Raw genomic sequence first — 21837 nt, 5'->3', positions numbered from 1 at the left:
GAGCAGCCAGATGACCGGAACAAGCCGACGGCGGTACGTCCTCGTCGCACTCGTGGCGCTGCTGGTGGTCGGCGGTATCGTCGCCATCCGGCTCACCTCCGACGACTCTCCGTCCACTGGGCACACTGCCGCGACAGCCGACGCCAGCGGCAAGCCCGGCCCTTCCGCCGCGGGTGACGGGGCCGGCCAGGACGCACCGGTGATCATGCCCGGTCGCCCCGGTGAGTCCGCTTCGGTCGCCTCCCCCGGCACGCAGGTCGCACCGAACCAACCGCGTTACAACACAATGGACGCGGAGTACATCCGGATGATGATCCCCCACCACAGCCAGGCCCTGCAGATGACCGAACTGGTACCCGACCGGGCCAGCGATCCCCGACTCAAGGTGCTGGCCGGGCGGATCAAGGACACCCAGGGACCGGAGATCCTGCGCATGCGCGGCTGGCTCGAGTCCCACGGGCTCGACCCGGACGAGGACAAGCGGCGCGGCCACGACCACGGCACGATGGCCGGCATGCAGAGCCCCGAGGCGATCGCCCGGCTCACCGCCGCCCGGGGAGTCGAGTTCGACCGGCTCTTCATCGAAATGATGACCAACCACCACCAGGGCGCGATCGACATGTCGATCGCCCTGCTCAAGGTCGGCGTCGACATCATCGTCGAGGAGATCGCCACGGCGGTGGCCTCGGAACAGAACATCGAGATCCAGCGGATGCGCGGGCTGCTGCCGGCGTAGGCCCGACCGACCGGACGGGTCGGACACGCGGTCGACCGAGACGACCGGGGACGGCTCTTCTACGCTGGTCGGATGGCCGAGGAGCTGGACGAGGAAACCCTCGCGTTCGCACACCGGATGTTCGACCTGGCGCGCGACGGGCGGACCGCCGAACTGGTCGGGCAGGTGGCGGCGGGACTGCCGGTCGACCTGACCAACGACAAGGGCGACACGCTGTTGATCCTGGCCGCATACCACGCCCACCCGGACACCGTCGCCGCCCTGCTCAGCCACGGCGCCGACGCCGCCCGGACAAACGACCGGGGGCAGACCGCTCTGGCGGCGGCGGCCTTCCGACGCTCCACCGAGACAGTCAACGCCCTGCTCGCGGCGGGCGCCGACCCCCACCACGGAAGCCCCTCGGCGGTCGAGACCGCCCGCTTCTTCGAACTGGACGAGATGCTCGCGCTGCTCCAACGCGGCTGAAGCCGGGCGGCCTCGGGGCACACCACGGGTTTGCCCGGCACCAGGGCGGGTAGCCGGCCGGCCATGACGACGCCGCAGACACCAGACGCCCTGCTCGTCGGAGGGCCCCGGGACGGCACCCTGTTCACCGCCGAAGACGCCTCCAGCGTCGAACTGGAGATCGACGGTCTGGTCCAGCGCTACCTGCGTACCGACCAGGAGCAGCAACAGCAGGGCGCCACGGTGGTGGTTTTCGCGTACGACGGCGTCACCGACGCGGCCGGCACCCAGGCCGAGGTAGAGGCGAGCGACCAGGTATACAGGGCGGGTGGATGACTCCGTACGCCGCCAGATGCGCGACGCCGCGACGACGCTGCTCGCGGCGCTACCCGGCCCGGCACGCGAACTCGCCGCCCGTCCCTTCGGCGCCGAGGCGGACCGGCGGTGGATCGAATACCGGCCCCGGCCCCGGCCCGGAGCCTGCGTGGCCGACCTCGACCGGGCCGCGCGCAAGGCAGCGCACCGGCTGCTGGCAACCGCACTGAGCCCACACGCGTACGCCCAGGCGATGACGATCGTCGCGCTGGAGGAGGTGCTCGACCGGCAGGAGGGATGGCACCGGGGCCGGCACAGTGACGACTACTGGGTGACCATCTTCGGCGACCCGGGTCGGGACGACCAGTGGTCGTGGCGGTTCGAGGGACACCACCTGTCGATCACCATGACCATCCGCGACGACCAGGTCTTTCCCACCCCGGTCTTCCTCGGCGCGAACCCCGCCCGGGTCAGCTACGCCGGCCGGACCATCAGCCGTCCGCTGGCCCCGGAGGAAGACCTCGGGCGGGCGCTGCTGGAGGCGATCGGCCCGACCGGCCGCCGTGCGGCGATCATCTCCGACGAGGCACCCGACGACATCCACAGCGGAACCTCACCGGTGGCCGACGCCCGGATCGAACCGCTCGGGATGAGCGCGTCCGGGCTGGGGCCGACCGCCCGGGCCACGCTCGACCAGCTCGTCGCCCTCTATCTCGACCGGTTACCGGCGGAGCTGGCCGCCGCGGAGGCGACCCGGATCGGCGGCGGCGAGCTGCACTTCGCCTGGCAGGGGCCGACCCGTCCGGGGCGGCGGCACTACTACCGGATCCAGGGCGACGACCTGCTGATCGAGTACGACAACACCAGCGACGACGGCAACCACGCGCACACTGTGCTGCGCCGCCCGCACAGCGACTTCGGCAACGACGTACTGGCCGCGCACCGGGCCGCCACGGCGCACTGACCCGCCCTCGCCCGTACGGCGCCGGCGGTCAGCCTCGGCGGAGCTGGCCGAGCGGCTCCCCGGCCGACTCGAAACCGGAACGGAGCGTGTCCAGGGTGCCCGCCTCGCCCCGGGGCGGGTCGAACCGTCGAACCAGGGTGCCACCGATCCACACCCCGACCGCGCCGACCGACAGGGCCAGCAACTCCACGGCGACCAGGACTCCGGTGACGCCCCGGTCGGGCGTGCCGGAGCGGACCAGGCAGACGAAGACGAACAGCACCGCCATCGCGGTGTTGACCAGGTTGAAGGTCACCGCCGTACGCCGGGTCCGGCCGTCCGGCACGTCCCACAGGTCGATCATGCCCGCCCCTGCGGCGAGGGCAGCGGCCACCAGCGCCGCCACCACGGTCCAGTACCCGACCTCGCCGAGGAACTCCGGTCCACCGGCGAGATCGGTCAGGTCGAACACCACGACGCTGACGAAGAGTCCGAACGGGAAGGTGACCAGCATCGGCTGGATCGGGTGCCCGTGCACACGCAGACGGCTCTCCATGACGACACCCTCCCCGGCTGGTTCATCGACTACCGTCAGGCCCTACCCCGCACCGTAGCCTGCTGAACCACCATCCGGACACGCCGTGTGACCCGTTGCGACACGATCAGCGAGAATCACCCGGCGAGCCGGCCCGGACGCGCCGGACGCCGGGCGACCGACTGGGCCAGCCGGTCGGCCACTTCCCGCAGTGGGATCGACAGAGCCGCCGAGGTACGCCGGAGCACCTGCAACGCCTCCGGCGCGGAACAGCCGCGCTCAGTCATGATCACGGCGATCGCCTGGCCCACCAGCTCACCGTCGACGAGGTGTCGGTCCAGTTCCCCGACGAGAGCGTGCTGCCTGACCCGGTCCCGTACCGAGGCGAGCAGCAGCCCGGCATGCTCGGCCAGCAGCATCGCGGTCACCTGCCGGTGTTCGGTGAGCCCGCCCGGCTCCCGGGCGTACAGGTTGATCGCGCCGAGCACGTGGTCGTCGACGTCGACCGGCGCGGAGATCACGTCTCGTACGCCGAGTCCTCGCGCCCGTCGGACCCAGGCCGGCCAACGCGACTCGGTACGCAGGTCGGAGACGTGCACCAGGTCCCGGGTCCGGATTGCGGTCATCGCCGGACCGTCCGGGCCGTGCCGGATGTCGTCCAGTGCGCCGACGGCCGGATCGGAGGCGACCACCGCGGCCGGTGCACCGGCGCGCAGTACGGTGACGCCACACCAGGTCACCCCCGGAATGGCCCGTTGGCTGGTCCGGACGAGTCGCTCCAGGGCGTCGTCGAAATCACTGCTCGCGATGAGCCCGGCGGTCAGTTCGCGCAACAGGGCGGCGGTCTCCAGCACGCCCAGGGTCTCGGTGGGGTGCGCCGCCCGGATCTCCAGGCTCACCGGGCTGCGGCCCAGGCCACCACCGCGTACCGGAGGGCACGCCCCGCTCGTTCGCTCGCCTCGGTCATCTCTCGCCCTTTCCCAGCCTGATTCGACCCGCCCTACTACCCGGGCCGGATGACGATCAAACCGGGAAAGGCGGGACCCCACCCACCGAGCAGCGGTGAGCGGGGTCCCGGTCAGGGCCGGCCCCGTGGATCTCCTTGGAGATCCACGGGGCACGCCCAGGGTTCAGCGCGCGGCGGCGGTGAGTCGACGTCCGACGGCCGCGATCAGGCGGTCCAGCTCCGAACCGAACGGGTTGTCGTGGACCAGGTAGGTCCAGGTCGCGCTCGGGCGCACCAGCTCCGCCTCGTCCGGCTGCCAGTCGTCGCCGATCTCCGCCTCCTCGAAGGTCGCCACCGTGCGGGCCTCGATCTCCGGGACGAGGGCGGTGAAGGCGGGCACCGCCGACCGGTGGAACTCGTCGAGCGGGTCGAGCCGGCCGAGCGCACGCAGGTGCACCCCCTCACGGACCTCGGAGAGTTCGGCCAGGTGCTCGGCCCAGAGCCGGTCGAGGTGGTAGAGCGCGATCGACCGGGCGGCCCGGGAGAGCACCTCGGGGTCGATCTCCTCGGTCCGCTCGGGGAACCGCTTCTTCAGCATCTCCGCTGCGACGTCGCTGGTCAGCAGGCGCTCCCGGCGCTCGGCGAGCGCCTTGCGCTGCTGCTCGATCACCACGCTGTACCGCCAGGTGTTGCGGTGGATCTCGTGGTTGACGCCTTCGGCGACCCGCTGGGCGTGCTCGACCGCGAAGTCGACCTGTTCGTCCTGCACCAGGCCGTCGGCGTTCATCTTCGGCGAAGGCGGGATCGCGTCCGAGGCGTGCCGCAGCACCAGTTCGTCCTCGAGACTGACGAAGAACTCCGAACGTCCGGGATCACCCTGTCGACCGGCCCGGCCGCGCAGCTGGTCGTCGACCCGCCGGCTGTCGTGCCGGCCGCTGCCGATCACGTACAGGCCGCCGAGCTCGGCGACCCGATCCCGGTCGGACTGGTCGCTGCCACCGAGCCGGATGTCCACGCCCCGACCCGCCATCTGGGTCGACACGGTCACCGCGCCGTACGCACCCGCCTCGGCGATGATCGCCGCCTCTTCGGCGTCGTTCTTCGCGTTCAGCACCAGACAGGGCACGTCGGCGGCGAGCAGCGCCTTGGCAAGCCCTTCGGACTCCTTGACGTCGAGCGTGCCGACCAGCACCGGACGGCCCGTCTCGTGGCTCTTCTTGATCTCCGTGACCAGGGCCTCCTCCTTCTCGGCCCGGGTCGCGTAGATGCGGTCCGGCTCGTCCACCCGGACACACGGGGTGTTCGGCGGGATCACCGCGACCTCGAGCGAGAAGAACTCCCGCAACTGGTCACCGACCAGCACGGCGGTGGCGGTCATGCCACAGATGGTCGGATACAGCGCCACGTACGCCTGCACGGTGATCGTGCCGAGCACCTCGCCCTCGGCGGTGGCGGTCAGGCCCTCCTTGGCCTCGACTGCCGCCTGCAGCCCATCAGGCCAGCGGCGCCGCTGGGCGACCCGGCCGCGCATCTCGTCGATCAGCTCCACCGCACCGTTGCGGACGATGTAGTCCACGTCGCGGTGCAGGAGGGCGTGCGCGTGCAGCGCCACGTTGACCGCGGAGAGCTGCTCCATGTTCTCGTCGGCGTAGAGGTTGACCCCCTCCAGCTTCGCCTCGATCACGGCCAGCCCGGTGTTGGTGAAGGCCACGCTGCGGCCGTCGTCGGCGACCTCATAGTCCTCCCCCGCGCGCAGCCCACGGACCAGTCCGGCCGCGGTGTTCACCGGGTCCTGCTCGCCCGGCACCGCGCCGGCCAGCACCATCGGCACCCGGGCCTCGTCGATCAGGATCGAGTCGGCCTCGTCGACGATCGCGGTGGTGAGCGTCGGCTGCACCCGGTCGGCGAGGTCGGTCACCAACTGGTCGCGCAGGTAGTCGAAACCGGCCTCGCTGACCGACACATAGGTGACGTCGCAGGCGTACGCCGCGCGCCGCTCCTCGGCGGTGGATGCCTCGGTCACCCAGCCGACGGTCAGGCCGAGCAGCTTGTAGATCGGCTCCATCCACTCGGCGTCGCGGCGGGCCAGGTAGTCGTTGACGGTCAACACGTGCACCGGCCCGTTGCCCCGGCGGACGTGCCCGTACGCGGCGATGGTCGCGGTCAGGGTCTTGCCCTCACCGGTCGCCATCTCGGCGACCTTGCCGGCGAGCAGTGACATCGCGCCGAGCAGCTGGACGTCGTACGGCCGCTGGTCGATCCCACGCCGGGCGGCCTCGCGACCGACGGCACAGATCTCCACGAAGTCCTCGGCCCGGCCGGCCGCCTCGGTCAGCTCGGCGTCGTCGAGCGCCGCAAGCTCCTCCTCGCGGGCCTCGATCGCGGGCAACAGCTTCTCCAGCGGCGCCAGATCCACCGTGCTGCCCGGCCGCTGCAAGAAACGCCGGAATCTGCTCTTCAACCGTTGCGACACACCCATGAGCGGCAACGGTAGCCGACTTCGGGGCAACTGTGCGGCCCGGCAGGCCGGGGTTGCATGTCCGGTCGCGGAAGCCCAGGTCAGCGCGGTAACGGAGGCGGGGTCGGGCCGAGCCGGGGCGGTTCGCCGGATCAGCGGACGAGGACCGGACGGGCGATGCGCCGGCTCAGCCGACGAGGAGTTGGTGGGCGGCGAGTTCCCGGTAGAGCGGGCTGCTCTGGGTGAGTTCGGCGTGCGGGCCGACGGCGACCACCCGGCCTCCGTCGAGGACCACTATCTGGTCCGCGTCGACCACGGTCGCCAACCGGTGCGCGACGATCAGCAGCGTACGGTCGGCCGCCACGGTGTCGATCGCCCGGCGCAGCGCCGCCTCGCTGCGCGCGTCGAGGTTGCTGGTCGGCTCGTCGAGCAGCAGGATCGGCGGGTTGGCAAGCAGCGTACGGGCGATCGCCAGGCGCTGGCGCTCACCGCCGGACAGGAGCACGCCACCCTCGCCGACCTGGGCGTCGAGCCCCAGCGGGGTCCGCTGGACCAGCCGGGTCAGGTCGACCTCGGCGAGCACCGCGAGCAACTGCTCCTCGGTCGCCGTCGGCGCGGTCAGCAGCAGGTTCTCGCGCAGCGTCCCGGCCAGCACCGGCGCCTCCTGCTCGACGTAGCCGAGCTGCCCCCGCAACCGGTCCCGGGGCAGGTCCCGCAGGTCCACCCCACCGACCCGGAGCCTCCCGCCGGTCGGCTCGTAGAAGCGCTCGACCAGCGCGAGCAGGGTCGACTTGCCGGCACCCGAGGGACCGACCAGAGCGGTCCGGGTGCCGTACGGGATGGTGAAGCTCACCTCGTGCAGCACCGGACCGGCGTTCGGGTAGCCGAAACTGACCCGGTCGAACTCGACCGCGGCCACCCCCGGTGGCCGGGTGGGACGGGCTGGCCTGGCTGGCGGGACGCCGGGCGGTCCCGCCGGGGAATCCGTCGCACCCTCGACCGGTAGATCGAGCATCTCCTCGATCCGCTGGAGTGCGCCGAGTCCGGTCTGCAACTGGGTGTACGCGTTCAACGCCTGCCCCAGCGGTAACACCAGGAAGAACAGGAACATGACAAAGGCGACCAGGTCACCGATGGTGATCGCACCCGTCGCCACCCGGGCCCCGCCCACCCCCAGCACCACCAGGAACGCGCCCTGCACCGCGGTCGTGCTGATCGGCCCGATCAGCGCCTGCAACCGGGCCACCCGCAGACCGGCGTCGTACGCCTGACCGGCCGCCATACCGACCCCGGTGGTCTCCCGCTCCTCGGCCCGGCTGGCCCGGATCGTCCGGGCGGCGGAGATCGCCCGCTCCACCGCCGAGGTCATCTCGCCGACCCGCGCCTGGGCCTGCTCGGAGAGGCCACGGACCCGACGGGCAAAGACCATGGCGACGCTCAGGCCGGCGGCCACCCCGGCCAGGGTGACACCGAAGAGCACCGGGTCGAGCAGGATCATCGCGGTACCGGCGCCGAGGACCATCACGAACCCGGTGACCGTCTCGAAGAGCCCCGAGGTCACCACCGCCCGCAGCAGGGTGGTGTCGGCGCCGACCCGGGAGAGCAGGTCGCCGGTACGGCGCTGGTCGTACTCGGCGATCGGCAGCCGGAGCAGGTGCCCGGCGAGCCGGCGACGGGTTCCCAGCACCAGTCCCTCGGCGGTGCGTTGAAGCAGGTAGTCGCGTATCCCGTCGAGCGCCGCGCCGACCACGAGGAGGCCGACGAGCAGCCCGACCAGCCGGGTCACCGGCCGCGCGGCACCTATCGCGTCGAGGACCTCACGGGTGAGCAGCGGCTGGACCAGGGCGGCGCCGGCGCTGGTCAGTGAGAGCAGGGCGACGACGAGCAGCGTGCCGCGATGCGCCCGCAGGTAGGGCAGCAACGCCGGCAGGCCGACCCGCCGGGTGGTGGGGGGTGCGGTCATGCCCACACCGTAACCGGGTAGTCACGGAGCGAGGACGGTGCCACGCGCGCTGCTTCCCCGCCGGCACACCCGCCTCCTCGCCGGCCGGCAGCGGGTCAGCAGGCGAGCACCACCTGCGTCTCCTGGCGCCGGCCGGTGGCCAGCTCGGTCAGGAGCGTCGGGCCCTCCTCGAACGGCACCACCGCCGACACCAGGTGCCGGGCGACCAGTTCCCCGTACGCCCGCAGCAGCGCCATGCTCTCCCCGGAGAGCCGCTCGCGGTCCCAGGTCGGGGCGAGTCCGCGCGGCACCCGCCCGATCTGCGCACACCGCAGGACGAGCCCGTTGTGGTGGAACTCCTCGCCGAACCGGACCTCGTCCGCCCCCGACTGGTAGAACGCCAGGTCGACCACGGTGCCCTGGGGACGCAGCAGGCGCAGCCCGAGCCGGAGGGCGGAGCCCTGGCCTCGGCACTGGAAGACCACGTCGGCGCCGCGGTCACCGGGTCCGTGCGCCCACCGCGTCTTGAGCAGCACCGCCGGGTCCTCCGCGTCCGGGTCGAGCGTCTCCAGACCGAGCGCGGCGGCGACCGCCCGCCGCTGCGGGGTGGGGTCGACGACGACCACCGAGGCCGCGCCGTGATGGTGGGCGAGCAGCGCGGTCAGCACGCCGACGACACCGGCCCCGGTCACCGCCACCCGGCGGCCACGGACGCCGTCCGCGAGCGTACGGACGTCCGGACCGTACAGGTCGGCGGCGGCGTGCAGCAGCCCGTTCACGCAGATCGGGCCCATGTGCGCGACGTAGACGCCGAGCAGCGGGTCCAGGTCCGCCGGCAGCGGCACGAACCGATCCACCAGCGGATCGGCCAGGTACCCGGTGCGGTGCCCGTACGCCATCGCGCCGATCGTTCCCTCGGCGACCGCCGGGGTCCGGCTCTCCGTCACCTGGGCCACCTCCATGTAGCCGAGCCGGGTGACCGGGTACGGCGTGGTCGCCTCCCCCGGCTGGAAGAGCGCCAGGTCGGCGTTCCAGCTCCCGCCCAGGTAGGGATTGCTGCCCTTGAGGTAGCTCAGCTCGGTGCCGGCCGAGACGCCGGTGTAGAGGGTCCGGACCCGGAACGTGCCCGGTCGGGCCGGTCCCGACTCCTCCTCGCGGATGGTCACCTCGCCCGGGGCGGGCATCACGATCACCCGGTCAGGCATCGAGCCCGAACCCGGTACGGGTGGACCGGGTCGCGGTGGCGAGCGCCTCGACCGCCGGGGCCAGCCGCACCGTCCGGCCGGTCGCGGCCGACTGGGCCACCGCGCAGGCCAGCCGGTGCGTCCGCAGCGCCTCCGGATAGGGAACCCGGATGTCGTCGCCGATGCCGCGCACCGAGTCGACGAAGGCCCGGTCCACCGCGACCCGAGCGGTCTCCGGGTCGGCCTCGGTGACGCCCTCGCCGGTCGCGTCCCGCCAGGCGAGCGCCGCTTCGCCGAGGCTCAGCACCAGCGCGTCGGCGACGACCTCGACCCCGGCCCGGTGCTTCCAGTCGAGGGTGCAGCCGGAGACGAGGGTGCCGACCGCCCCGCTGGCGAACCGCAGGCTCGCGGTGGTGACCGAGTCGATGTCGGCGCCGTCGATGTCGGGTGGGGCGCCGTCGCCGTACGCGCTCACCTCGATCACCTCCCCGGCGAAGAAGCGCAGCAGGTCGAGGACGTGTGCGGCCTGCTCGACCACCGGGCCGCCGGAGAGTTCCCGCCGGCTCCACCAGGTCACCGGCGGCACCTTGTCCAACCAGGCGCCGCCGACCATCCGTACCGACCGACCGGCCAACAGGTCGCGTGCCTGGTCGAGGAAGGGCAGATAACGCCAGTGGTGGCCGACCGAGGTGAGGACGCCCCGCTCCGCCACCAGTGCGGCGATCCGCTCGGCGGTGTCCAGGTCGGCCGCGAGCGGTTTCTCGACGAACATCGGCAGCCCGGCGGCGATCACCGCCTCCTCGGCCGGGCCGTGCGCGAACGGCGGGACACAGACGTACGCCGCGTCCAGCCCCGCGTCGAGCAGGGTGGCGACATCGGGGTACGCGGGGGCGTCGTGCTGACCGGCGAGCCGCTGGCAGGCGTCCGGCAGGACGTCGGTCACCCCGACCAGTCGTACGTCGGCGAAACCGGCCAGCACCCGGGCGTGTCGTTGCGCGACGTTGCCCGCCCCGATCAGCCCGATCCGGCAACTGCCCATCGGCTGACCTCCTGCTCAGACCTCAGTGACATCATCGGACGGCTGCTGCCACGCCGGACGCGACATCAAAGCTTCATCCGGACGAGACAGGAAATAACAGAACTTCGTGATCAATATGCTAGGACGGCGTCGGTTAGTCGGGTCCCACTCCGGGAAATCCACCGACGCTTCCGCTTCGATCGACTCGTGACCTGGGGGTGGGCCTGTGCGGCACTCGCAAACGACCGTCTCACCCGTGGTGGAGGCGTGGTCCACCTACCGTACTGGCTCGGCCGAGCAGTGGCCGGCGCATCGCCTCATCCGGACAAAGGGCGACACCAGGGTGAGTGTGGTCATTCCCGCCTTCAACGAGGAGGCGACCGTAGGAGCGATCGTCGCGACGATCCGGGAACACCTGGTCGACCGGGTCGCGCTCGTCGACGAGGTGATCGTGGTCGACTCCCGCTCCCGGGACCGGACCGCCGCCGTGGCGTCGGCCGCCGGCGCCCGGGTGGTGAGCCAGGACGAGGTGACCCGGGGGCTGCCCCGCCTCGAGGGCAAGGGCGACGCGCTCTGGGCCGGCCTCGCCGCGGCCACCGGTGACGTCATCGCCTTTGTCGACGCCGACCTACGCGAGTTCCGCCCACATTTTGTCACCGGTCTGATCGGCCCGCTGCTGGCCGACCCGTCGGTCTCCTTCGTCAAGGGCTTCTACCACCGCCCGCTGATCGAGGCGGGCACCGTCGAACCCGACGGGGGCGGACGGGTCACCGAGCTGATGGCCCGACCGCTGTTCAACCTCTTCTGGCCGGAGCTGGCCGGCTTCGTACAGCCACTGGCCGGGGAGTACGCGGGGCGGCGCGAGGTGCTGGAACGGGTGCCGTTCGTCTCCGGCTACGGGGTCGAGACCGCGCTCCTGATCGACCTGCTGGAACTGGTCGGGCTGGACGCGCTGGCCCAGGTCGACCTCGGCGAGCGCCTGCACCGCCACCAGGACACCTCGGCGCTCGGCCGGATGTCGGCCCAGATCATGCTCACCGCGTGGTCGCGTCTGCACCGGCAGGGTCAGGTCGCGTCGAAGACCCCACCGGCGACCCTGCTCACCCAGTTCCGTCGGGGCGGAGCGGGTACGTTGCCGAACCTCGAACGGGAGATCGTGGTGAGTGACGTCTCGGTGCAGGAGCGACCGCCGTTGATCCAGCTCCGGGACGTGATGGGGCGCTGGCGCAGTGAGGTGGTCTCCCCTTGACCGGCCCGGCGCCGGTGACTGTGCTGATGAACGCCGGGCCGTGGCTGTCGGTCCCACCGCCGGGCTACGGCGGTATCGAGAACGTGGTCGCGACCCTGGTGCCCGAGCTGCGCCGGCTCGGTGTCCGGGTGGTGCTCGCCTCCGTCGGCAGCAGCACCCTCGACGTGGACGAGCGGCTGTCGGTCTTCGCCGACGGGCAGTTCTCCGCTTTGCAGCGGCCGTACAACCAGGTGTGCGGGATAGCCCAGGCGCACCTGGGCGGCGTGGTCCGGGCGCTTCGGGAACGCGACGACATCGACCTGGTGCACGACCATGTGGAGGCGGTGGGGCTGGCCACCCTCACCGCGATGGGCCCGGGTGCGCCGCCGGTGCTGCACACCCTGCACTGGGATCTGGGCAAGCACCCGGACCTGTACGGACAGCTCGACGGCGGGGAGCGGGTACGGGTCAACGGCGTCTCCGCCGCGCAGCTCGCCCGGGCGCCGGCTGCGCTGCGGGCGCACTCGGTCGGGCACGTACACCTGGCCACCCCGCTGGCGGTGGACGCGGACCGGCGCCCGGCGGCGGAGCCGGGCGAGCACGTGCTGGTCCTCGGGCGGATCAACCCGGGCAAGGGGCAGGACGTCGCCGCACGGCTGGCGCGACGGGCCGGTTTCCCGCTGGTGCTGGCCGGGCCGGTCGGGCCGTACCACCGGCCCGAGGAGCTGGCCGCCGCCGGTGACCAGGCGCGGCAGAACCCGGACGTGCGCTTCTGGTACGAGCAGGTGGCGCCGCATGTCGACGGCGTACAGGTGCGCTGGGTCGGCACGGTCGCCGGAGCGGACCGCGACGACCTGGTCGCCAGCGCCCGCGCCACCCTCTTTCCGCTGCGGTGGGAGGAGCCGGGCGGCACCGCGGTGGTGGAGTCGCTGGCCCTGGGCACACCCGTGGTCGCCACCGCGCGCGGCTGCCTGCCGGAGTTGATCACGCATGGGCGGACCGGCCTGCTCACCGAGGACGAGGACGAACTCGCCGACCTGCTCTTCGCCGCCACGCTGATCGACCGGGACGAGTGCCGGCGGGAGGCCGTGCTCCGGTTCACCCCGGAGGCGATGGCCCGGCGCTACGTGGAGCTCTACGAGCGGGTCCGCCAGCAGTCGGGGCCGGTGCTGGAGGCGGCGTGACCCGACCGGCACAGAACGGGTGACCGGGTGACCGGGAGGTTTGTCCGCTGCCGGACCGGGGATCCGGCTGGCCGGCGGAGGAGGTACGGCTATGGCCGGAGTGTCCCGCGCCGGGACCGGCGGAGCGTCCGGATCGGGTCGGGGGCGGTCCCGGCCGGCCCTGGTCCGGATCTCGGCGGCGACCGTGGGCGCGGTGTTCCTGCTGGTCGGGGTGCTGGGGTTCATCCCGGGTGTGACCACCGAATACGACCGTCTCGGGTTCGCCGGACACGCCTCCGGAGCGCAGCTGTTCGGGGTGTTCCAGGTCTCGGTGCTGCACAACCTCGTACACCTGGCGTTCGGACTGGCCGGGCTCGCGCTCGCCCGTACCGTGGCCTGGTCCCGGCTGTTCCTGGTCGGCGGCGGCGCGGTCTACCTGCTGCTGTCGCTCTACGGCCTGGTGATCGTGCACCGGAGCGAGGCCAACTTCCTCCCGCTCGACCAGGCCGACGACTGGCTGCACCTCGGTCTCGGTCTCGGCATGCTCGGCCTCGGGCTGCTGACCACCCGCGCCCCGGTGCAACCGTGACCCCGTTCGGTGCCGATCCGCCGGATCACGTCGGGAGGGTCGGATCGCGTGCGGAACGACCGATCCGACCGGACCGGTGCGTGCTGAGCCGGTAGACCGAAATTTCCTGGGCTGACGGGTTTCGTCCCCCACAGACCGGGTAGCCACGCCCGTCCTTTATGTGGGTCGCGACGGGGTGAGCAGGATGCCGAAACGGGTTACCACCGAGCCGGAACGCGAACGAGGGCCGATCGTGCTGGCGCCGGCACGCTTCGGCGGCTACCCCGGGCCGATCCGGCAGGCTATCCGGGGCAGCCACCTGATCAAGCTGCTGGGCACCACCGACGCGAAGCAGATCGGGCTGCTCTACCTCACCACGTCGTTCGGGTTCTTCATCGTCGGCGGCGTGATGGCGATGCTGATCCGCGCCGAGCTGGGCCGGCCCGGACTGCAGTTCCTCTCCACCGAGCAGTACAACCAGCTCTTCACCATGCACGGCACGATCATGCTGCTGCTCTTCGCGACCCCGCTGGTCTTCGCGTTCGCCAACTACGTGGTGCCGCTGCAGATCGGCGCCCCGGACGTGTCCTTCCCCCGGCTGAACAGCCTCGCCTACTGGCTCTATCTGCTCGGCGGCTCGTTGGTGGTGATCGGGTTCCTCACCCCGGACGGGGCGGCTGACTTCGGCTGGACCGCGTACACCCCGCTGAGCCGGTCCCAGCACAGTCCGGGCATCGGGCCGGACATGTGGGTCATCGGACTGGTCCTCTCCGGCCTCGGCACGATCCTCGGCGCGGTCAACATGATCACCACGATCGTGACCCTGCGGGCTCCGGGCATGACCATGTTCCGGATGCCGATCTTCACCTGGAACATCCTGTTCACCGCCGTTCTGGTGATCCTGGTCTTCCCGCTGCTCGCCGCCGCGCTGCTGGCGCTCTACGCCGACCGCCGGCTCGATGCGCACGTGTACGACCCGGCCACCGGCGGGCCGCTGCTGTGGCAGCACCTGTTCTGGTTCTTCGGCCATCCCGAGGTCTACATCGTCGCGCTGCCGTTCTTCGGCATCATCACCGAGATCATCCCGGTCTTCGCCCGGAAGCCGATCTTCGGTTACAAGGGCCTCGTCTTCGCCACCATCGCCATCACGGTGCTGTCGATGACGGTCTGGGCGCACCACATGTTCGGTACCGGACAGGTGTTGCTGCCCTTCTTCAGCGTGCTCAGTTACCTGATCGCGGTGCCGACCGGGGTGAAGTTCTTCAACTGGATCGGCACGATGTGGAAGGGGCAGATCACCTTCGAGACACCGATGCTCTTCGCCATCGGATTCCTGGTGACCTTCCTTTTCGGTGGGCTCACCGGAGTGCTGCTGGCCAGCCCTCCGGTCGACTTCCACGTCACGGACACCTACTTCGTGGTGGCGCACTTCCACTACGTGCTCTTCGGCACCATCGTCTTCGCCGCCTTCGGCGGGGTCTACTTCTGGTTCCCGAAGATGACCGGCCGGATGCTCGACGAGCGGCTCGGCAAACTGCACTTCTGGACCATGTTCATCGGCTTCCACGGCACCTTCCTGGTCCAGCACTGGCTCGGCAACGAGGGCTTCCCCCGCCGGTACGCCGACTACCGCGTCACGGACGGCTTCACCGAACTGAACATGGTCTCCACGATCAGCTCTTTCATCCTGGGTTTCTCGACGCTCTTCTTCATGTACAACCTCTGGAAGTCGTACCGGTTCGGACGGCTGGTCACGGTGGACGACCCGTGGGGATTCGGCAACTCGCTGGAGTGGGCGACAAGCTGTCCACCGCCACTGCGCAACTTCGACCGCATGCCCCGGATCCGCTCCGAACGTCCCGCGTTCGACGCCAAGTACGGTCCGCTCGTCGCGGACCTGGGTCGGGACCTGCCGCAGCGCTCCACGAAGCCACCGCAGGACATCTCGGACGAGCTGCACGCCGAGCAGCACCACGTCTCGGAACGGTCGAGTCCCGAGGGGGCGCACGGTGCCCGCGAAGCGGTCCGCTGGCAACCCGACCCCCGTTCGGGCGCCCGACCGATCGAGGTGCCGGAGCCGGCCGAGGTGCGCCGTCCGAACTTCGAACCGAGCGTGCCGGACGTGCGGCTGGACGCCGACCGGGGTGGGCCCAGCAGCGAACGCTGGCGTACCGGCCGTCCCCCGTCCGACGACGAGGCCGACGAGGAGTGAGGTGACGTGGGCCGGCGGGACGGGACAGCACGGGACCAACGGGGACGGGCCCCGGTGGCGGAAGGCGACGTGGCGGCGCCGACGCGGCTATTCGTGCAGCGGGGCCAGCCCGGCCGTGGCGAGCGAGTGGCGTACGCCGGGCTGGGCCCGGGTGAGCTTGAGCGCGACGCCACTGCGGGCGGCGGCGTCCCGACCCGCGATCAGCGCGGCGATCCCGCCGTGCTCCAGTTGCGCGACGTCGACCAGGTCGACCACCACCTCGGCGGGCTGGCCGCTGCTCACCGCCTCCACGACCGCGCGTCGGAGCTGGTCGCTCGTGTCCCGGTCGAGTTCGCCACCGATCGCGATGACGGTGCGATCACCGGCCTGGCGGACCGACAGACGGCTCTCCGGCGCGTCCGGGTCCGGGCCGCCGGCCTGCCATGGCGGGGGCGCGTCGGCGAGCATCGCCTGCCGCAACCAGGTGAGGGCGCGGGAGAGCAGCCGGGAGACGTGCATCTGGGAGATGCCGAACCGGGCGGCGATCTCGGCCTGGGTCTGGTTGCCGTAGAAACGCATGGCCAGGATGCGCCGCTCGCGCCAGGGCAGCCGGCCGAGCAGTCCGCTGACCGTCACCCGGTCGTCCACCGACTCCAGGTCGGCGTCGGACTCCCCCACCAGGTCGCCGAACTCGGCCGAACTCTCCCCGCCGACGGGCGCGTTGAGCGACGCCGGGCTGTAGCCTGCGGCCGATTCGAGCGCCGCGAGGATCTCCTCCTGCGGGGTCTCGAGTCGCTCGGACAGTTCCGCCACCGTGGGCGCCCGGGACAGCTCGCTGGTCAGCGCCGCGGTCGCCTGCCCCACCTCGAGGATCAGGTCGCGCAATCGGCGCGGGACATGCACGCCCCAGGTCCGGTCGCGGAAGTGTCTCTTGATCTCGCCGACGATGGTGATCGCCGCATACGCGGTGAACGAGCCGCGCTCCGGGTCGTACCGGTCGACGGCGTTGACCAGGCCGAGCCGGGCGACCTGTTCCAGGTCCTCCAGCGGTTCACCCCGCCCCCGGTATCGGCGGGCCAGCCGGCCGGCGAACGGCAGGGCGAACCGGACCAGGTCGTCACGGGCCTCCTGCCGACGTTCGTCCGGCAGGCCCTCGATCCGCGCCGCGTACGCGAGCGCCGCGGCGTCGAGGTCCTCCAGCCCGCGCTCGCTCGGTGCGGTCGTGGTCGTGGTCGTGCCGATCTGTCCGAACATCCGCGCCTCCCTCAGGAAGGTCCCCCACCCGGATTTACGGAACCGGTCAGTGGCGACCTCGCCACGGCGGACCGGACCGGAGCGCGAAGATCTGACCGGTACAGCCCGTAAACGCCCGCACAGTTTCGTTACGCAGCGCAGTTAACCGGTTGCAGTCAGCGACGTTCCCGCTCTGTAGGTACTCAATCACGGCGGCGGACTTTCGCGGGATGTTTTGCCGCTGCACCCTCGCGTAAAGACCAGCGGACCCGCTCAGCAGACGAGCAGACCGTGGGCGGTCCCGCTGGCCCGGAGTCCGGTCAGGGCATCCTGCACGTCCAACGGCGCCGGAGCCGGCAGGTCGTACGGCTGCGCCCGCAGTACCTCCGTCGCATGCCGGGTCGGCACCGAGGTGACCGGATAGCCACGGGCCGCCACCCGGTCCAGGGCCCGGCGGCGACGGCCGAACGAGGCCACCGCCAGCCACTGCGGCAGCCCGGCCAGCGCCGGTGAACGCATCCCCGGCGGCTCGGGCAGGACGTCGACCGAGCTGAACGGGTCGCTGCCGGCCAACCACCACTCCGCACCCGCCACCCGACGGCTGGTCGCGTTCTCGCACCAGTACGGCACCAGACCGGCCCGGACCACCTGCCACGGGTCGAGCAACCGCCCGCACTCCACCACGCACCGGTCACCGGTCTTGCCGGCCGCGCGCAGCCACCCCCGGTACACGTCCGCGGTCGCCGCGCTCAACGCCTCCGGCTCGGCGAAGAGCACCCGGTGCAGGCTGCTGTCCGCCTCCCGTGCCCAGTCCAATAGGCTCTGCTCGAATCCCGGCTCGATGCCATGCTCCGCGTAACCCTGCGGCCCCAGCGGGGCGGGTGGCTCCCACCGCTGCGGATCCCCACCGGCGACGCGCAGCACCTGGTCCAACGGCTCGCTGAGGATCCGGAAGTCGGCCGAGGTAAGGCCGCTACCGGGGCTGCCGAGCTGGAAAGCGTGCCCCTGCCCCTGGTCCACCACCGGCCAGGTCCGCACGTCCCGCATCAGGAGCACCGGCGCACCCGGCGCCAACCGCTCGCCGAGGAAGTGCCGGTACGCCTCGGGCAACTGACGCCAGCGCAGCACCAGGGAGACGGTCGAGCCGGCCAGCACTCCCCGGGCCGCCGGATCGTGCACCTGACGGACCCGTACCCCGGGGTTCGCGGCGAGCAGACGCTCGGCCACCTGGGCGCCGTACGCGAGGGAACCGGCGAGGTTGTCCACCGCGCCCTGGGGCCACTGCACCGCCACCTCGAACCCGGCCGGCAGCCACGGCATGCCCAACGCGGTGGCGAGATGCACGGCGGCGCCGCTCGGCGATCCGAGCACCACCCCCGGGTACTGCCCCGGCGGGTAGTGGTCCACCATCCAGCGGGCCACCCACTCGGCGTCCACCTGGCCCACCTGACGTACCGGCAACGCCGCCCGGCCACCGGCGCGGGCCACCGCTGATCGGCGTACCGACTCCGGGGTGCCCGGGAAACGGGCCAGCATCGGCTGGTAGCCGAGGTCGGCGCAGTCCTCCCCGCGCAGCGCCCGCGAGGCCGCGGCGAGCAGCACCCGGGCCGGGCTGTCCAGCGCGACGATCCGTCGCGGTCCGGGGACGTCGGGCCCGCTCGCGGCCACCCACTCCTGCATCTCCCGCACCGGACCCGCCCTTCTTCGTCCACTTGCCACACGGCGGGCTTCCCGTCCGGATCAGGTTCAAACGACCTTTCCGCGTCGCCGGGCGAGTTATCCGAGGACGCGCCCCTTCTGGGTCTCCCGGCTGGGAAGGCACACCGACAGCCCTGACCGCCGGTGACGACCCCGGTGTCGCTTTCGCGTCACCGGTGGCCGTCTCCAAACGGTTGGGCGGTCTGGTCGGGGCCCGGTCAGGTCAGCTCGGCCTCGCCGCCGGACCGGTCCCGGATCCGGTCGGCCGCGACGGCCCGCTCCCGGACCAGCTCGGTACGGGACCGGCTGGCCGCCTCGGTGCCGTCGATCTCCTCCCGTTCCCCCAGCAGCCCCCGCAGGTCGGCGAAGGGCTGATCGGGTGGGGAGAGCGGCACCGTGGCGTCCACCACCGCCTCGATCAGGGTGGGGCGGTCGGCGGCCAACGCCTCGTCCCAGGCCGCGCCGACCAGCTCCGGGCGATCTACTCGCAGACCGTGCATTCCGAGCAACCGGGCCCAGCCGGCGTACGGGACGTCGGGCAGCCGCTGGGCCTCCGGCAACGCCTGCCGGCCGGACTCCCGCTGCACGAGACTCATCCCCGCCTGGTCACGGTTGTTCAGCACCAGCATGACGAACCGGGGATCGGCCCAGTCATGCCAACGGTTCGCCACCGTCACCAGCTCGGCCAGCCCGTTCATCTGCATCGCGCCGTCACCGGCGAGGACGACGACCGGCCGGTCCGGCATGGCGAGTTTCGCCGCGACGCCGTACGGGAGCGCGCTGCCCGTCGAGGCGAACGTGCCACAGATGTGGGCGGGCACACCCGGTGCCAGTTGCACGTGTCGGGCGTACCAGTAGGTCACCGAGCCGACGTCGACGGCGACCGCCGCGTCCCAGGGCAACCGGGGCGACAGCTCGCGGAGGACGTGCTGCGGATTCACCGGCTCGGCCGGGGTGTCGGCCCGCGCCGTGGCATCGCTCCACCAGCGTTCGAAGGAGAGCTCGATCCGGTCGCGCCACTCCCGGTTCGCCCGGTGCGGCACCCGGGGCAGCAGAGCGCGCAGCGTCTCCACCGCGTCGCCGATCAGCGGTACGTCCACCGGGTAGCGGTTGGCCAGCCGCCGGCCGTCGATGTCGATCTGGATCGTGGCGGCCTGGCCGGGCAGCGGGTAGTAGTCGGTCCACGGGTCGTTCGTGCCGATCAGCAGCAGGGTGTCGCAGCCACCCAGCAGCTGTGCGCTTGCGGTGGTGCCCAGGTGGCCCATCACGCCGGTGTGGAACGGCAGCCGTTCGTCCAGCACCGGCTTGCCGAGCAACGAGGTGGTGATGCCGGCGCCGACCTGGTCGGCGAGCGCGACGATCTCCTCGGCCGCGCCGTAGCCGCCCTGTCCGACCATGATGGCGACCCGCTGGCCGGCGCCGAGCAGCTGCGCCGCCGCGTTCAGGTCCTCCTCGTGCGGCAGCACCCGGGCCGGGGGCAGTCCCGGCGCCATCGAGTAGACCCCGTCGGTCTGCGGCGGCAGATCGGGTACGGCGGCCGCCTGCAACCGCTGCGGCACGATCACGCAGGTCGGGCTCCGGGTGGCGACCGCGGTGCGGAACGCCCGGTCGATCAGCGAGGCGACCTGCTCGGCCGTCTCGGCCACCCGGACGAACTCGCCGCACACGTCGCTGAGCAGCCGGGTCAGTTCGATCTCCTGGTACGCGGCGCCGAAGGCGTTGTCGAGCTGCTGCCCCACGATCGCGACAACCGGCTTGCCATCCAGCTTGGCGTCGTAGAGGCCGCCGAGCAGGTGCACCACCCCCGGTCCCTGGGCGGCCAGGCAGACACCGACCCCGCCGGTGAACTTGGCGTGTCCGGTGGCCATGAAGCCCGCGGTCTCCTCGTGCCGGGCCTGGACGAAGGCGGGGTCGCCACCGGCCCGGCCCAGCGCCGCGACGATCGGCTCGACACCGTCGGCGGAGGCGCCGAAGACCCGTGGCACGTGCCACGCCCGTAGCCGCTCGACCAACAGGTCCGCGACCGTCCGCACCGACTCAGCCACGGTCGCGCCCCGGTGTGCTGGCGTCGGCGTAGCGCAGGATCGCCCCGACCCCGTCCGGCAGGTCCGGTGCCTCGTCCGGGCCGAGTACGGTCAACCCGGCATCGGTCCCGACCAGGGCCCGGACCAGGGCGGCGTCGGCCCGTACCTGTTGCGGGTCGGCGACCGACATCGCGCTCAGCTCCTCCGGACTGGTGGCGATCTCGGTTGGCAGGTCACCGATCCACAACTGCTCGGTGGAGGACGGATCGTCGACCAGGAGCATGGTCTCGACCTGACCGCGTTGCAGCGCGGTCACCACGGCGTCCAGGCCATTGCCGATCTGCTCCTGCATGCCGAACTTGTCCAGCGTGGCGTCGGCGTGGGCGGTCGCCACCTCGGCGATCGCCTGCACCGTCACGCCCTCGAGCGCGCTGTTGTCTGCGCCCGCCGCCCGGAAGCCGGCGTCCGTACGCACCACCCGGTCCTGCCAGAACGCCGGCAGCGCGGCGGCGATCATCTCCCGGATCGGGGTGTCACCGGCCAGCACGATCACCTCGGCGCCGACCCCTGCGGCGAGTTCGGCGGCCGCCGTGGCGATGTCACTGGCGTTGCGGTGCCAGGAGGTCATGGCCGAACGCTGCCAGTTCGACTGGGACCAGCCGCCAGGGTCGATCCGGCGGAGTGGGAACTGGTTACCGCCGTCGACCTGAGCCCGCTCCACCCCGCCGGCGCCGATCGCGTCGATGTCGGCGCCGTTGCGGTTGGCGAGCACCCGTACCCAGGGGATCTGTTCGCCCCGCTGGGCCAGGAGCGGCATCGTGTGGGCGAGCGGGGCGTATGACGCGAGGTCCTTCAGCGGTGGCGCGGACAGGTACTCGGTGAGCACGACCTCGCCTTCGGTGGCAAAGGCCGCGAGCCCATAGTCGCCCGGCATCGGGTCATGGCCGCGTACCACGCCGTCGAGCGCCGCGACGGTGGCGGCGCCGGCGCCGTCCTGTCGCAGCCGCTCCCGCATGGCTCGCCAGCGCAGGTCCAGCGCGGGACGGGAATCCTGGCTGTTGCGCGAGGCGTCCAGGTAAACCGAGGCCCAGGGTCCAGGTCGGGCGTAGATCGGGCGCAGGAAGGACAACTCCATGATCGATCGACCCCTCTCCAACTCGCCCCCCGCATACCCGTGCGGTCCGAGTTGTCACCTGGCCCACCGGCCCGGG

The 21837-nt window shown here is 71.8% G+C and carries 18 protein-coding genes; 8 read left to right on the top strand and 10 right to left on the bottom strand.

Annotated elements, in window-relative coordinates; genetic code table 11:
- Positions 1–10 precede the first annotated feature (10 nt).
- The 4 genes from BDK92_RS34415 (at position 11) to BDK92_RS34400 (ending at position 2459) form a co-directional block, all read left to right on the top strand.
- The gene (locus BDK92_RS34415) at positions 11–736 is read left to right on the top strand and encodes a DUF305 domain-containing protein (protein WP_121160487.1); all 726 of its coding nucleotides are present in this window, start codon (positions 11–13) and stop codon (positions 734–736) included.
- 72 nt (positions 737–808) lie between these two features.
- On the top strand, positions 809–1201 hold the full coding sequence (locus BDK92_RS34410; RefSeq protein ID WP_121160486.1) for an ankyrin repeat domain-containing protein: 393 nt from the start codon (positions 809–811) through the stop codon (positions 1199–1201).
- Between the two features lie 63 nt (positions 1202–1264).
- Positions 1265–1516 (top strand): hypothetical protein, encoded by a 252-nt coding sequence (locus BDK92_RS34405; protein ID WP_121160485.1) that lies wholly within the window; start codon positions 1265–1267, stop codon positions 1514–1516.
- Positions 1509–2459, top strand: a complete 951-nt coding sequence (locus BDK92_RS34400) for a DUF3500 domain-containing protein (RefSeq protein ID WP_425462283.1) — start codon at positions 1509–1511, stop codon at positions 2457–2459. Before BDK92_RS34405 ends, BDK92_RS34400 begins: the two co-directional genes overlap by 8 nt.
- Positions 2460–2487: 28 nt before the next feature.
- Here the strand turns inward: BDK92_RS34400 and BDK92_RS34395 are convergent, their stop codons facing one another.
- The 6 genes from BDK92_RS34395 to BDK92_RS34370 all read right to left on the bottom strand — a co-directional run bounded on the left by BDK92_RS34395 (position 2488) and on the right by BDK92_RS34370 (position 10542).
- Positions 2488–2994 (bottom strand): DUF2231 domain-containing protein, encoded by a 507-nt coding sequence (locus tag BDK92_RS34395; RefSeq protein ID WP_121160483.1) that lies wholly within the window; start codon positions 2992–2994, stop codon positions 2488–2490.
- A gap of 116 nt (positions 2995–3110) precedes the next feature.
- The gene (locus BDK92_RS34390; RefSeq protein WP_121160482.1) at positions 3111–3872 is read right to left on the bottom strand and encodes a GAF and ANTAR domain-containing protein; all 762 of its coding nucleotides are present in this window, start codon (positions 3870–3872) and stop codon (positions 3111–3113) included.
- A 231-nt stretch (positions 3873–4103) separates the two neighbouring features.
- Entirely contained in the window at positions 4104–6398 is a 2295-nt protein-coding gene (gene secA2 / locus BDK92_RS34385) for an accessory Sec system translocase SecA2 (protein ID WP_121160481.1), read from the bottom strand.
- A gap of 166 nt (positions 6399–6564) precedes the next feature.
- Positions 6565–8340 (bottom strand): ABC transporter ATP-binding protein, encoded by a 1776-nt coding sequence (locus BDK92_RS34380; protein WP_121160480.1) that lies wholly within the window; start codon positions 8338–8340, stop codon positions 6565–6567.
- 95 nt (positions 8341–8435) lie between these two features.
- Positions 8436–9524, bottom strand: coding sequence for a zinc-dependent alcohol dehydrogenase (locus BDK92_RS34375; protein ID WP_121160479.1), 1089 nt, complete (start codon positions 9522–9524; stop codon positions 8436–8438).
- Positions 9517–10542, bottom strand: coding sequence for a Gfo/Idh/MocA family protein (locus tag BDK92_RS34370; RefSeq protein WP_121160478.1), 1026 nt, complete (start codon positions 10540–10542; stop codon positions 9517–9519). The genes BDK92_RS34375 and BDK92_RS34370 overlap by 8 nt, the downstream gene beginning before the upstream one ends.
- A gap of 205 nt (positions 10543–10747) precedes the next feature.
- On the opposite strand from BDK92_RS34370, the gene BDK92_RS34365 reads away from it, so the two are divergent.
- The 4 genes from BDK92_RS34365 to ctaD all read left to right on the top strand — a co-directional run bounded on the left by BDK92_RS34365 (position 10748) and on the right by ctaD (position 15692).
- Complete coding sequence (locus BDK92_RS34365; RefSeq protein WP_121160477.1) at positions 10748–11770, top strand: glucosyl-3-phosphoglycerate synthase; 1023 nt, start codon at positions 10748–10750, stop codon at positions 11768–11770.
- A gap of 26 nt (positions 11771–11796) precedes the next feature.
- The gene (locus BDK92_RS34360; RefSeq protein ID WP_121162846.1) at positions 11797–12933 is read left to right on the top strand and encodes a glycosyltransferase; all 1137 of its coding nucleotides are present in this window, start codon (positions 11797–11799) and stop codon (positions 12931–12933) included.
- Between the two features lie 91 nt (positions 12934–13024).
- A complete protein-coding gene (locus BDK92_RS34355) occupies positions 13025–13501 on the top strand; it encodes a DUF4383 domain-containing protein (protein WP_121160476.1) in 477 nt (158 codons plus the stop codon).
- Positions 13502–13685: 184 nt separating this feature from the next.
- The gene (ctaD, locus tag BDK92_RS34350) at positions 13686–15692 is read left to right on the top strand and encodes an aa3-type cytochrome oxidase subunit I (RefSeq protein WP_121160475.1); all 2007 of its coding nucleotides are present in this window, start codon (positions 13686–13688) and stop codon (positions 15690–15692) included.
- 87 nt (positions 15693–15779) lie between these two features.
- Here ctaD and BDK92_RS34345 read toward each other — a convergent pair whose 3' ends face one another.
- The 4 genes from BDK92_RS34345 to BDK92_RS34330 form a co-directional block, all read right to left on the bottom strand.
- Positions 15780–16925 carry a SigB/SigF/SigG family RNA polymerase sigma factor gene (locus tag BDK92_RS34345; protein WP_121160474.1) on the bottom strand — a complete coding sequence of 382 codons (1146 nt, stop codon included), beginning with the start codon at positions 16923–16925 and terminating at the stop codon, positions 15780–15782.
- 252 nt (positions 16926–17177) lie between these two features.
- Positions 17178–18584 (bottom strand): hypothetical protein, encoded by a 1407-nt coding sequence (locus tag BDK92_RS34340; RefSeq protein WP_121162845.1) that lies wholly within the window; start codon positions 18582–18584, stop codon positions 17178–17180.
- Between the two features lie 236 nt (positions 18585–18820).
- Entirely contained in the window at positions 18821–20647 is a 1827-nt protein-coding gene (locus BDK92_RS34335) for a thiamine pyrophosphate-requiring protein (protein ID WP_121160473.1), read from the bottom strand.
- Positions 20640–21761, bottom strand: a complete 1122-nt coding sequence (locus BDK92_RS34330; RefSeq protein ID WP_121160472.1) for a baeRF2 domain-containing protein — start codon at positions 21759–21761, stop codon at positions 20640–20642. Before BDK92_RS34330 ends, BDK92_RS34335 begins: the two co-directional genes overlap by 8 nt.
- Positions 21762–21837 lie beyond the last annotated feature (76 nt).

Source organism: Micromonospora pisi (assembly GCF_003633685.1).
Taxonomy (GTDB): Bacteria; Actinomycetota; Actinomycetes; order Mycobacteriales; family Micromonosporaceae; genus Micromonospora_G; species Micromonospora_G pisi.
This window is presented reverse-complemented; position numbering and strand designations above follow the sequence as displayed.